At 66.9% G+C, this 12626-nt stretch carries 13 protein-coding genes; 10 read left to right on the top strand and 3 right to left on the bottom strand.

Features of this window, described 5'->3' with window-relative positions; translation table 11 throughout:
- The first annotated feature begins 380 nt into the window (after window positions 1–380).
- Genes coxB through MNR01_RS09805 form a run of 5 tightly spaced genes read left to right on the top strand, consistent with a single transcriptional unit; the run spans window position 381 to window position 4599 of the window.
- Window positions 381–1289, top strand: coding sequence for a cytochrome c oxidase subunit II (coxB, locus tag MNR01_RS09820; RefSeq protein ID WP_241920582.1), 909 nt, complete (start codon window positions 381–383; stop codon window positions 1287–1289).
- 25 nt (window positions 1290–1314) lie between these two features.
- The gene (gene ctaD / locus MNR01_RS09815) at window positions 1315–2928 is read left to right on the top strand and encodes a cytochrome c oxidase subunit I (RefSeq protein ID WP_241917641.1); all 1614 of its coding nucleotides are present in this window, start codon (window positions 1315–1317) and stop codon (window positions 2926–2928) included.
- Window positions 2929–2943: 15 nt separating this feature from the next.
- Window positions 2944–3075, top strand: a complete 132-nt coding sequence (locus MNR01_RS17465) for a hypothetical protein (protein ID WP_256451838.1) — start codon at window positions 2944–2946, stop codon at window positions 3073–3075.
- Complete coding sequence (locus tag MNR01_RS09810) at window positions 3072–3671, top strand: cytochrome c oxidase assembly protein (RefSeq protein ID WP_241917640.1); 600 nt, start codon at window positions 3072–3074, stop codon at window positions 3669–3671. The genes MNR01_RS17465 and MNR01_RS09810 overlap by 4 nt, the downstream gene beginning before the upstream one ends.
- A 46-nt stretch (window positions 3672–3717) precedes the next feature.
- The gene (locus MNR01_RS09805; protein ID WP_241917639.1) at window positions 3718–4599 is read left to right on the top strand and encodes a cytochrome c oxidase subunit 3; all 882 of its coding nucleotides are present in this window, start codon (window positions 3718–3720) and stop codon (window positions 4597–4599) included.
- A 126-nt stretch (window positions 4600–4725) separates the two neighbouring features.
- Here MNR01_RS09805 and MNR01_RS09800 read toward each other — a convergent pair whose 3' ends face one another.
- Window positions 4726–4944: a twin transmembrane helix small protein gene (locus MNR01_RS09800; protein WP_241917638.1), complete on the bottom strand. Its 219-nt coding sequence runs from the start codon at window positions 4942–4944 to the stop codon at window positions 4726–4728.
- A gap of 66 nt (window positions 4945–5010) precedes the next feature.
- Between MNR01_RS09800 and MNR01_RS09795 the strand changes: the two genes are divergently transcribed.
- From MNR01_RS09795 to MNR01_RS09775, 5 genes are read left to right on the top strand one after another with little or no spacing between them, the layout of a single operon-like run.
- Window positions 5011–5733: an SURF1 family protein gene (locus tag MNR01_RS09795; protein ID WP_241917637.1), complete on the top strand. Its 723-nt coding sequence runs from the start codon at window positions 5011–5013 to the stop codon at window positions 5731–5733.
- 19 nt (window positions 5734–5752) lie between these two features.
- Window positions 5753–6358 carry a hypothetical protein gene (locus MNR01_RS09790; protein ID WP_241917636.1) on the top strand — a complete coding sequence of 202 codons (606 nt, stop codon included), beginning with the start codon at window positions 5753–5755 and terminating at the stop codon, window positions 6356–6358.
- 19 nt (window positions 6359–6377) lie between these two features.
- Window positions 6378–7571 carry a COX15/CtaA family protein gene (locus MNR01_RS09785; protein WP_241917635.1) on the top strand — a complete coding sequence of 398 codons (1194 nt, stop codon included), beginning with the start codon at window positions 6378–6380 and terminating at the stop codon, window positions 7569–7571.
- Window positions 7571–8536, top strand: a complete 966-nt coding sequence (locus MNR01_RS09780) for a heme o synthase (RefSeq protein WP_256451837.1) — start codon at window positions 7571–7573, stop codon at window positions 8534–8536. Before MNR01_RS09785 ends, MNR01_RS09780 begins: the two co-directional genes overlap by 1 nt.
- 33 nt (window positions 8537–8569) lie before the next feature.
- Complete coding sequence (locus MNR01_RS09775) at window positions 8570–9901, top strand: amidohydrolase family protein (protein ID WP_305852233.1); 1332 nt, start codon at window positions 8570–8572, stop codon at window positions 9899–9901.
- Between the two features lie 35 nt (window positions 9902–9936).
- On the opposite strand, the gene MNR01_RS09770 is transcribed toward MNR01_RS09775, so the two are convergent.
- Entirely contained in the window at window positions 9937–10503 is a 567-nt protein-coding gene (locus MNR01_RS09770) for a hypothetical protein (RefSeq protein ID WP_241917633.1), read from the bottom strand.
- 98 nt (window positions 10504–10601) lie between these two features.
- Window positions 10602–12596, bottom strand: coding sequence for a prolyl oligopeptidase family serine peptidase (locus tag MNR01_RS09765; RefSeq protein ID WP_241917632.1), 1995 nt, complete (start codon window positions 12594–12596; stop codon window positions 10602–10604).
- Window positions 12597–12626: the final 30 nt, after the last annotated feature.

The following is a 12626-nucleotide window of genomic DNA, read 5'->3' as shown; positions in this document are numbered from 1 at the left end:
CCCGGGGTCGCAGGTACGGCAGGGCAAAACAGGCCGCGAGGCCCTTTTGTGCGGCAAAGAGCCGTTTTTGCAAGGTCTGTGAGCGGCTACATGCATCTCGCGGGTTGCCGCAACAGTGGTCGGCGGCTACCATTTCTCGGTTATCCGTAGCGCTATGGGGCCATCCGCCCCGGCGTGATGGGCCCCGTACCGAGTGTCAGGGGCTCGCCAGCCACCTCCGTCCGGACGGTCCCCGCGTGTTGCGCGGCCGGTGCCGGGAGAGGCAGCCCGCGGAGCACGACGCAGCAACCGTATCCCTACACGTTACCTAGTTGATATTTCTGGGGCTCGAACAGATGAAAGCCGGTCGTTTCAAGCAGTGGGCAGCGGGCATCGCCGCAATGGCGCTGCCGGTCCTTGCGTTCGCGCAGGCGGCCGATCCCAAGCCGTGGCAGCTGAACATGGGCAAGGGCGTCACCGCCCAGTCCGTCAATGCCTACGAGGCCCACATGCTCGCGCTGTGGATCTGCGTGATCATCGGCATCCTGGTGTTCGGCGCCATGGCCGTGGCCATGGTCAAGTTCCGCCACTCCAAGGGTGCGGTGCCGGACAAGGACTTCACCCATTCCACCAAGCTGGAAATCGTCTGGACCGTGGTCCCGGTGGTGCTGCTGGTGGCAATGGCATTCCCGGCCACCAGCAAGCTGATCAAGATGTACGACACCCGCAATGCCGAGATGACCGTCAAGGTCACCGGCTACCAGTGGATGTGGAAGTACGAGTACCTGGGCGAGAACGTGGCCTTCACCAGCCGCCTCGACCGCAAGAGCGACGAGGTCCGCCAGAGCAAGGCCGTCCCGACCATCGCCCAGAACCCGCACTACCTGCTCGACGTCGACAACGTCCTGGTGCTGCCGACCGAAACCAAGATCCGCTTCGTGATCACCGCCGACGACGTGATCCACGCCTGGTGGGTGCCGGCCCTGGGCTGGAAGCAGGATGCGATCCCGGGCATCGTCAACGAGGCCTGGACCGACATCAAGGAGCCGGGCATCTACCGCGGCCAGTGCGCCGAGCTGTGCGGCAAGGACCATGGCTTCATGCCGATCGTGGTCAAGGCCGTGCCGAAGGCCGAATACCAGCAGTGGCTGGCCTCGCAGAAGGCCAGGAACGCCCCGGCCCCGGCCGCCGCTCCCGCCGCGCCTGCTGCAGCCCCCGCCGAGCCTGCCACCGCCCCGGCCGAAACGCCGGCGCCGGAAGGCACCACCCCGAACACCGAAGCCGTCGCCGCTGTCGCGGCTGCCGGCTGATCGTCACGCAATCCTGAGGTAGGCCATGGCCGTCACGCACGCTGACACCCATCACGATGATCACGCCCACAAGCAGGGCTTCATCGAGCGTTGGTTCTTTTCGACCAACCACAAGGACATCGGCACGCTGTACCTGATCTTCAGCTTCGTCATGTTCATCATCGGCGCAGGCATGTCGGTGGTGATCCGCACCGAGCTGGCGACGCCGGGCCTGCAGCATGTCACCCCTGAGTTCTTCAACCAGATGACGTCGATGCACGCGCTGGTGATGATCTTCGGTGGCGTCATGCCGGCCTTCGTCGGCCTGGCCAACTGGATGATCCCGCTGCAGATCGGCGCGCCGGACATGGCGCTGCCGCGCATGAACAACTGGTCCTTCTGGATCCTGCCGTTCGCCTTCACCCTGTTGCTGATGACGCTGTTCCTGCCGGGCGGTGGCCCTGCCGGTGGCTGGACGCTGTACCCGCCGCTGTCGCTGCAGGGTGGCAACAACGTCGCCTTCACCATCTTCGCCATCCACATGATGGGCATCAGCTCGATCATGGGCGCGATCAACGTCATCGCCACCATCCTCAACATGCGCGCCCCGGGCATCGACCTGCTGAAGATGCCGATCTTCTGCTGGACCTGGCTGATCACCGCGTTCCTGCTGATCGCCGTGATGCCGGTGCTGGCCGGTGCGGTGACGATGCTGCTGACCGACAAGTTCTTCGCCACCTCGTTCTTCAACGCGGCCGGCGGCGGCGACCCGGTGATGTTCCAGCACATCTTCTGGTTCTTCGGTCACCCCGAGGTCTACATCATGATCCTGCCGGCGTTCGGCATCGTGTCGGAGATCATCCCGACCTTCAGCCGCAAGCCGCTGTTCGGCTACCAGGCGATGGTGTACGCGACCGCCTCGATCGCCTTCCTCTCGTTCATCGTGTGGGCGCACCACATGTTCACCGTCGGCATGCCGCTCGGTGGCGAGATCTACTTCATGTTCGCCACCATGCTGATCGCGGTGCCGACCGGCGTGAAGGTGTTCAACTGGGTCACCACGATGTGGCGCGGCTCGATCTCGTTCGAGGCGCCGATGCTGTGGGCGATCTCGTTCGTGGTCCTGTTCACCATCGGCGGTTTCTCGGGCCTGATGCTGGCCATCGTCCCGGCTGACTTCCAGTACCACGACACCTACTTCGTGGTGGCGCACTTCCACTACGTGCTGGTGACCGGTGCGCTGTTCGCGATCATCGCCGCGGTGTACTACTGGTGGCCGAAGTGGTCCGGCCGCATGTACAGCGAAGGCATGGCCAAGTTCCATTTCTGGTGGACGATGATCTTCGTCAACCTGCTGTTCTTCCCGCAGCACTTCCTGGGCCTGGCCGGCATGCCGCGCCGCATCCCGGACTACAACGTGGTGTTCGCGGACTGGAACCTGGTCAGCTCGATCGGCGCGTTCGGCATGTTCGCCACGCCCTTCATGATGGCCTTCATCCTGTGGCGCTCGAAGGCGGCTGGCGTCCAGGCCGAAGCCCGCGCCTGGCCGACCGCGCGTGGCCTGGAGTGGACCGTGCCGAGCCCGGCGCCGCACCACACCTTCACCACGCCGCCGGTCATCCGTGACGGCGACCTCGCCCACGGCGACATCACGCACTAATCGAAGTTGATCGACATGACCCGGATCACCGACTCCACTGACGTTGCAGCGCGCCGCAAGGCGGCGCGCCGCACCGCCATTTGGGTGGCGGTGGTCGCGGTCGCGATCTACGCGCTGTTCCTGCTCGGCGGAGTGCTCGGCAAATGAGCAAGGCGCCGCAGCAGCAGGACAAGAAGAACAGCGCCGGCCTGGCCAAGATGGTCGTCGTGGCGATCTTCGCCTTCGGCCTGACCTTCGCGCTGGTGCCGCTGTACCGCATCGCATGCGAGAAGGTCTTCGGCATCCGCCTGGAGCGCACCGCGGCAGAAGGCGTCGCCGACGCCAGGACGCCGGCGGCCAAGCGCGTGATCACCGTGCAGTTCGACGGTGGCGTCAACTCCAAGCTGCCGTGGGACTTCACGCCCAACCAGGTGACGATGCAGGTCGTGCCGGGCGAGCAGTACGAGACCACCTACCACGCCCGCAACACCGCGCAGCGCACCATCGTGGGCAGCGCGGTGCCGTCGGTCGCGCCGGCGCGCGCCTCGGGCTACTTCAGCAAGACCGAATGCTTCTGCTTCACCGCCCAGACCCTGCAGGCCGGTGAAGTGCGGGAGATGCCGGTGCGTTTCATCGTCGACCCGAACCTGCCGGCCGACGTGAAGACGATCACCCTCTCGTACACCTTCTTCAAGAACGACACGCTCACCGCACAGGCGCAAGGCACGGCGAAGGCCGCGACCACGCCGGTGTCGGCACCGTGACGTTGCCCCTTTCCTCGTAATCGCACCACTCAGACGGAACGCCGCCATGGCCCAAGCCCATACGCCAGACGCCAGCCACTACTACGTGCCGCACCACAGCCGCTGGCCGTTCCTCGGTTCGATCGCGCTGTTCATCACCATGATCGGCATCGCCGCCTGGTTCTCGGAACTGGGCACCTGGGGCAAGCCGGCGTTCTTCTTCGGCCTCGCGCTGATGGTCGGCGTGCTGTTCGGCTGGTTCAGCGACGTCGTGCGCGAGTCGGTGCGCGGTAACTACAACAAGCAGGTCGACACCTCGTTCCGCATGGGGATGATCTGGTTCATCTTCTCGGAAGTGATGTTCTTCGGCGCGTTCTTCGGCGCGCTGTTCTACGCCCGCCAGCTGGCGATGCCGTGGCTGGGTGGTGAAGGCGACGGCGTGATGACCAACGCGCTGCTGTGGCCGCAGTTCAGCGCCGCCTGGCCGAGCAACGGCCCGGGCGCGATCGGTGGCGTCTACCAGACCATCCCGGCCTGGGGCCTGCCGCTGCTCAACACGCTGATCCTGCTGACCTCGGGCATGACCGTCACCATCGCGCACCACGCGCTGAAGGCCGGCCACCGCAAGCAGCTGCTGGTGTTCCTGGGCCTGACCGTCGCGCTTGGCGCGCTGTTCCTGTTCTTCCAGGCCGAGGAGTACATCCACGCCTACAAGGAACTGAACCTGACGCTGGGTTCGGGCATCTACGGTTCGACCTTCTTCATGCTGACCGGCTTCCACGGCGCGCACGTCACGCTGGGCACGATCATGCTGGCGGTGATCTGGTTCCGTTGCCTGAAGGGTCACTTCAGCAAGGACCAGCACTTCGCGTTCGAAGCGGTGGCCTGGTACTGGCACTTCGTCGACGTGGTCTGGCTCGGCCTGTTCCTGTTCGTCTACGTGCTGTAAGCACCGCGACCCGGACCAGGGTTCGCAATCGGCTACAGCGGCGTCGAAAACCTGGTCCAGCAGAAAAGCGACGGCATGCCGTCGCTCTTTTGCTTTTCTGGGGCCTGTTTTTGAGTCGCCCGGCGGTCAGGTACCGACGCCGTGGAACTTGATCCAGCCCATGTAGTTGGCCAGCACCACCAGCAGTATCAGCGCGATGGACAGCGCGATTCGGCGGGTCAGCGCATTGACGGTGCGCTTGCTCTCGCCCTTGTCCACGAGCATGTAGTAGAGGCCGGCGCCCAGGTTCCAGAGAATGACGATCAGGAAGGCGATGATCACCAGGGTCTTGAGTGAATCGTTCATGGCGGCCTCCAGTCGGCTCCATGGCAGGGCGAGGCGTTCATTATCGCAGCCGCGCGGAGCGAACGCGTGAGCAGGCGCCGCAACCTCGCGGTCGCCTGGGTCCTGGCCGCGCTCGTCATCGCCGGTTTCGTCCGCCTTGGCCTGTGGCAGACCCACCGCGCGGTCGAGAAGGAAGCGATGCTCGATGCCGCCGCGAAGGTGCTCGAACGTCGCGATCCGCAATCGCTGGCCGTGGCGGACGATGCCGCGCGGGCCCACGCCTACGACTGGGCACTGGGCCGTGGCGAGTTCGACAAGCGCGATGTGCTCCTGCTCGACAACCAGCAGCGCAATGGCCAGGCAGGCGTGCGTGCGTACCGGATCTTCCTGCCCGAACACGGCGGCCCGTTGCTGGTCGACCTGGGCTGGCTGCCGTTGCCCGGTGACCGCAAGCTGCCGCAGGTGCCGCGACCGGAGGGCGCGCTCGAGCTGCGCGGCCTGCTGGCGCCGCCGCCGTCGACGGGGCTGGCACTGGGGCCGGCGCTGGGTCGCGATCACCAGGCCTGGCTGATGACACGCGTCGACCTGGGCGCGATGGAAAAGGCGACCGGCCTGTCGGCGCCGCTGGCGCCGCGGGTGCTGCGCCTGGATCCGGCGATGAAGATGGGCTACGAGCGCGACCTGGAGTTGCTGCCCAACACCCTGCCGCCGGAGAAACATCGCGGCTATGCCGTGCAGTGGTTCGCACTGGCCCTGGCGGTGCTCGCCACCGCATTGATCCTGACTTTCCGAAAGCGCCGAAAGGCCTGAAGAACCCATGCAGACGAACATGCAAGAAAATCCCAACGCCCACGAGCACCACCGCAAGCGCAACCGCGTCGCCTTGCTGCTCATCTTCGGCCTGTTCTTCGGCACCATGCTGGTGGCCGGGCTGCTGCGCTTCTCCGGCTGGCGCCCGCAGGGCAGCAAGAACTTCGGCGAGCTGCTCAAGCCGCCGGGCGACCTGCGCGCGCTGTCGCCGCGGCTGCTCGATGGCGGGGAGTACGCGTGGAAGAGCGGCGAGCGCACCTGGCGCATTGTGGTCGCGCCGCCGGCCGACTGCGGCGCCAAGTGCAGCAAGCTCGCCCACGATATCGACACGGTATGGCAGCTGTTCGGCAAGGATGCCGACGACGTGCACGTGCTGTGGTCGTGCGCCAGGATCGACTGCAAATGGCCGGCGAGCACGCCGGCGCCGGCCACGCTCAAGCTGCTGCAACCCGACCCGCGCCTGCGCGCGGGCCTGCCGCGCCTGGACGAGCGCGTGCCCGGCAAGGACGGCGATCTGCCGGTCTACGTCGTCGACCCGTACGGCTTCGTCATTCTGCGTTACCCTCCCGGCTTCGATCCGGCCGGGCTGCGCGCCGATGTCGCCAAGCTGCTCAAGCTGAAGTGATCTCATCAAGACGCCAACCATGAACCAAGCCGTGGACCACAAGCCTGCCGACAGCCGCGCCCCGCGCTCGGCGCAGTATCGGCCGGCGACATATCGCCACTTCCATCGGATCGCCTGGCTGGCGGTCGCGCTCGCATTGGGCGTGATCGTGTTCGGTGCGTTCGTGCGCCTGTCCAATGCCGGCCTGAGCTGCCCGGACTGGCCGACCTGCTACGGCCGCGCCGCATGGCCGACCGTCGCCCACGAGATCGTCGACCACGCCGCCACCGCCATCCGCCCGGTCGAAGTGCACAAGGCCTGGCGCGAGCAGTTCCACCGCATGATCGCCGGCGCGCTCGGCGTGCTGACCCTGACCCTGGCGCTGCTGGCGGCACGCAAGCGCCGCTTCGGCATCGCCCAGGTGCTGGCCGCGGCCGCGCTGGTGGCGATCGGCATCCCGATGTACATGCACGGCGAACACGTCGCCGCCTCGGTGCTGGCGATCGCGGGCGAAGCGATCCTGCTGTTTGCTGCATTGCGCTGGAGCAACCTCGACCTGGCCCGCGTCGCCGTGATCACCCTGGCGGTGATCATCTTCCAGGCCCTGCTCGGCATGTGGACGGTGACCTGGCTGCTCAAGCCCATCGTCGTGATGGGCCATCTGCTCGGCGGCCTGCTGACGTTCTCGCTGCTGCTGTGGATGGCGTGGCGTGCGACCGACCTGCCGATCCGGCTGGCCGAAGCGGTGACGGTCCGCCGACTGGTGATCGCCGGCATCGTTCTGCTGGGCGTGCAGATCGCGCTCGGCGGCTGGACCAGCGCCAACTACGCCGCGCTTGCCTGCGGCAACGACTTCCCGCGCTGCGTCGGCCAGTGGATGCCGGCGCACGACTTCCGCGAAGCCTTCGTGCTGTGGCGCGGCATCGGCGTCGACTACGAAGGCGGCATCCTCGACGGCGAGGCGCGCATCGCCATCCAGCTCGCGCACCGGACGATGGCGCTGATCGTCTTCGTCTACCTGATGTGGCTGGCGTTCAAGCTGGTGCGCACGCCGGGCATGCGTGGCTGGGCGACGCTGCTGGGCCTGCTGACGCTGGCGCAGGTCGGGTTGGGCATCGCCAACGTCAAGCTCGGCCTGCCGCTGACCGTCGCCGTGCTTCACAACGCCGGCGCGGTGCTGCTGCTGTTCGTGCTGGTCTCGCTGCTCGCGCGCCTGCGCACGCCGGAGCCGTGATGGCTACTTCGACGCCCCAAGCACCCACGCCCCAGGCTTCCATGCCTCATGGCACCGTCAAGCAGTACTGGGACCTGACCAAGCCGCGCGTGGTCGCGCTGATCGTGTTCACCGCGCTGGTCGGCATGTTCCTGGCAGTGCCGGGCCTGCCGCCGCTGAAGGAGTCGGTGCTGGGCTTCCTCGGCATCTGGCTGGCGGCGTCGAGTGCGGCCGCGATCAACCAGCTGCTGGACTCGCGCATCGACGCGAAGATGGCGCGCACCTCGTGGCGTCCAATCGTCGCCGGGCAGATCACGCCGACCCAGGCGCTGGTGTTCGCGCTGATCCTGGCGGCGCTGTCGATGACCGTGCTGGTGGTGTGGGTCAACACGATCACCGCGTTGCTCACCTTCGCCTCGCTGATCGGCTATGCGGTGGTCTACACCGTGTTCCTCAAGCGTGCCACGCCGCAGAACATCGTCATCGGCGGCATCGCCGGCGCGGCGCCGCCGCTGCTGGGCTGGGCGGCGATCACCGGCATGCGCGGCGAGTGGGACTGGCCGCACGCGCTGCTGCTGGTGCTGATCATCTTCGTCTGGACGCCGCCGCACTTCTGGGCGCTGGCGATCTTCCGCCGCGCCGACTACGCGCGCGCCATGGTGCCGATGCTGCCGGTGACGCACGGCGTGCAGTACACGCGCTGGCAGATCCTGTTCTACACCGTGCTGCTGGTCGCCGTGACCGTGCTGCCGTGGGTGGCCGGCATGAGCGGCCTGTTCTACCTCGGTGGCGCGCTGGTGCTGGGCGCGGTGTTCCTGGGCTATGCCTGGAAGCTGATGGACCCGCCCGACGAGCTGTATGCGATGAAGGTCTTCAACTACTCCATCGTCTACCTGATGGCGCTGTTCGCCTTCCTGCTGCTCGACCACTGGCTGCTGCCGTTCCTGCAGCCGGCTGCCGTGATGGAACTGCAGCCTGTACGCTGAGACACCTTTCCAATCCAACCACAGGAAGCGCCCATGCTGAAGCAGCGAGACCGCCTGACCCTGTCGTTGTCCTCGCTGTTTGTTGCATTGGCCTTTGCCGGCGCCGCGCCGGCCCAACCCGTCACCCCGGGCCAGCCCGCCGAAGGCAAGGGCGACGTGGTGGTGACGGCGCAGCGCCTGTTCGATGCGCGCAGCGGCCGCTATGTCGACAGCCCGCAGGTGCTGATCCGCGACGGTCGTATCGTCTCGGTCGGCCATGCCGGCGATGCCGCGCCGGCCGGTGCACGCCGCGTCGACCTGCCCGGCATGACCCTGTTGCCGGGCCTGATCGACATGCACGTCCACCTCGACAGCGACCCGAGCTACGGCGGCTACACCGGGCTGCAGTTCAACGACCGCTTCTGGTCGATCCTGACCGTGCCGCACGCGCAGAGCACGCTGATGGCCGGCTTCACCACGGTGCGCAACGTCGGCTCCGATGCCTGGAACGACGTCGGCCTGCGCCAGGCCATCGAAGAGGGCAAGGTCGTCGGCCCGCGCGTGGTCACCGCCGCGTATGCGTTTGGCGCCACCGGCGGTCATTGCGACTCGACCTTCTTCCCGCCGTCGATGCACCAGCAAAGCGAATACAACGCCGACAGCCCGGAAGAAGCGCGCAAGCGCGTGCGCGAACTGCGCAAGTACGGTGCCCAGGTGATCAAGATCTGCGCCACCGGCGGCGTGTTCTCGCGCAACACCGAGCCTGGCCAGCAGCAGATGAGCTTCGAGGACATGAAGGCCGTCGCCGACGAGGCGCACCTGTGGGGCCTGAAGGTCGCCGCGCACGCGCACGGCGCCCACGGCATCAAGGACGCGATCCGCGCCGGCATCGACACCATCGAGCACGCCAGCCTGATCGACGACGAAGGCATCCGCCTCGCCCGCGAGCGCGGCGCGTGGCTGTCGATGGACATCTACAACACCGACTACACCCAGGCCGAAGGCAAGAAGAACGGCGTGCTCGAAGACAACCTGCGCAAGGACCGCGAGGTCGCCGACATCCAGCGCGAGAACTTCCGCAAGGCGAACAAGGCCGGGGTGAAGATGGTCTACGGCACCGACGCGGGCGTCTATCCGCACGGCAACAACGGCAAGCAGTTCGCGGTGATGGTCCGCTACGGCATGACGCCGGCGCAGGCGATCCAGGCGGCGACCGTCAACGCCGCGCAGGCGCTTGGTCGCGAGGACGTGGGCCTGGTCGAGGCCAATCGCTGGGCCGACCTGATCGCCGTCGCTGGCGACCCGATCCAGGACGTGACGTTGCTGGAGTCGGTGCCGTTCGTGATGAAGGGCGGCGTGGTGGTGAAGGACGCGTCCAGCCGCTGAGTCGGGCCGTCCCGGGTGCGCTGCGCTTACCCGGGCTACTGGGAGGCTACGGCGGTGCCTGTTGCGGCGATCAGGGGCTTGGCCGAGATCAGGCGCGAGGGATCCAGCAGGGCGCCCATGGTCGGGTCGCTGGGGTAGCGCGTGCCGTCGAACTCGAGCGCGACCACGCCGGATTCACCCTCGCTGCCGACCGTGACCATCAGGTCGTGCCAGCCGCGGTTCATACGGTCGGCAACCGCGATGGGCGCGCGGGTGGACACCGAGTCGCTGACCAGGCGGTAGCCATCGGCGCCGCCGCGGAACACCAGCAGCGTGCAGCCACCGGCATCGCACCAGTTCTGGTCGTCGAGCAGCATCAGCAGGTCATCGATGCCGTCGCCATCGAGGTCGACGCTGGCGTCGCGATGGGCCGGCATCTCACGGATGCTGCGCGAGGCAAGGAAGGCGGCCAGGGCGGTCTCGGCGCGCTGGCGCTCGCTGACCACCGGCAATGGTGCCACCGCGACGGCGGTGGTGGTGGTGCCGGCATGCTCCGCGCAACCGGCACCCAGCACGCTTGCCAGCAGCACAATCGGGGCAACGGACAACCACAACGCTCGCATGACCGCACTCCGGAGAATGTGGCCAGCGTAGGCGCCTGCGTGTGGTGGCCGGGTCAACGTCGAGCGACATCGACCCGGCGGCAAGTGTCACCGCTTGTTCATGAATCCGGCTGCGGCCCGCCGATCAGGTTCTGCTGCCAGAACAGGATCGAGGCGGCGCCGAAGTAGTCGACGTTGGTCTTCTTCCTGAAGCCATGTCCCTCGTCGTTGAACAGCAGGTACCACACCGGCTGGCCATTGCCGCGCACCGCTTTGACGATCTGCTCGGCTTCGCTGTAGGGCACGCGCGGATCGTTCTTGCCCTGGGCGACGAACAGCTTGGAGCTGATGCGGGCGGCATGGTTCAGTGGCGAGATCCGGTCGAACACCAGCGCCATCGCCGGGTCGCGCTCGTCGCCGTACTCGGCCCGGCGCAGGTCGCGGCGGTAGTTCTCGGTGTTCTTCAGGAACGTGCCGAAGTGGGAAATGCCGACGATGTCGATGCCGGCCTTGATGCGGTCGCCGTAGTGCATCAGCGACGACAGAACCATGTAGCCCCCGTAGCTGCCGCCATAGACGCCGACGCGCCCGGCGTCGAGCCCGGGCTGTTGGCCGATCCAGTCGAGCAGGCCGCCGATGTCCTTGACCGAATCCTCGCGCTTGTCGGCGTTGTCGAGGTCCAGGTAGGTCATGCCGTAGCCTTCCGAGCCGCGCACGTTCGGCAGCAGCATCGCCACGCCGAGTTCGTTGGCGAGGAACTGCGCGGTCGGGTTGAAGGTCGGCAGCGACTGGCCTTCCGGGCCGCCATGGATATTGATGACGACCGGGATGCGCTTGCCCGCCGGCACGTTGGCCGGCCGGTAGTAGAACGCCGGGATCATGCGCGGCTTGCCGTCGACGGTGTCGAACGTCGGGTAGTGGATCAGCGTGGGCGCAACGAACTTCGACGGATCCAGTCCGCCGACCTCGCTCTGCGTCCAGCGTGTCAGCGATGCCTTGGCGAGGTCGATCACGTGGACGTCGCTGGGCGAGGTGGCCGAGTTCATCGTCACCGCCAGGCGATTGCCGTCGGGCGAGAAGCCCAGGTTGACGACCAGGCCGATCGGCAGTTCCGGCAGCTTCACCGGCTTGTGCGAGGGCAGGGCGAGCACGTGCAGCTGGTAGATGCCGCCTTCGTTGGTGGTGTAGGCCAGGTGGCGACCGTCGTCGGCGATCTCCAGGTCCTCCACGTCCCACGGCGTCGCCGCGGTGAGTACTTCGAACTTGCCAGTGGCCGGGTTGTGGTAGCGCAGGGTGTGGAATTCCTGCGGGATTCCGCCAATGGCTTCGTTGGAGATGAAGTAGACCGTCTTGCCGTCCGGCGCGAACTTGAAATCCTTGAACGAGGCCTTGCCGCCGTCGACCGGGAACATCTGTAGCTTGCCGCTGTCGACATCCACCACGCCCGGATAGGTCTCGGCCGCGGAGACGTACCTCATCACCAGCAGGAGTTTGCCGTCGGGCGAGAAATCCATGGCATTCCACGAGCCGCCTTCGGTGATCAGCGCGCGCGACTTCTTCGTCGCGAAGTCCATCACCCACAGGTCGGTATCGGTTCCGTTGCGCACGGTGCTGCTCCAGGCGAAGCGGCTGCCATCGTGCGAGAACAGCGGCCCCTGGTTGCGTGCCTTGCCGTCGCTGAGCAGCGTGGTGGTGCGCGTCTTCAGGTCGAACCAGTGCAACTGCCAGAACTCGTTGCCGCCGACGTCCTTGCCGAACACGAAGCCGTCGCGCCTGGACGCAGCCGGTGCGGATTCGATCGCGGCCAGCGGTTCGGGGTAGAAGGTGAGCTGCTCGCGCATGCCCATCGGCTGGCAGACGCGGTGCGCCTGCGCGGTCTCGGCGAAGCGCGTGCTGATCAGCATGCAGCTGCCGCTCCAGCCGGCGAACGTGGCGCCGCGGGTGTTCTGGTAGCGGCTGAGCTGTTCGACCAGGGCCGGCGGGATCGCCGGGATGTTCTCGCTGGTGCGGTTGCCGACCTGTTCGCGCGCAACCGGGGTGGTCGTCGGCGCCGACAGGGCGGGCAGGCTGGCGAGCGCAAGGATCGACAGCGCTAGGCTGCGGTGCAGTGGCATCTTCTGGTCTCCCCGGTGACGTCGGACGTT

The organism is Lysobacter sp. S4-A87, from assembly GCF_022637455.1.
Lineage (GTDB): Bacteria > Pseudomonadota > Gammaproteobacteria > Xanthomonadales > Xanthomonadaceae > Lysobacter_J.
The sequence above is the reverse complement of the archived record's forward strand: the minus strand, read 5'-3'. Positions and strand labels throughout refer to the sequence as shown.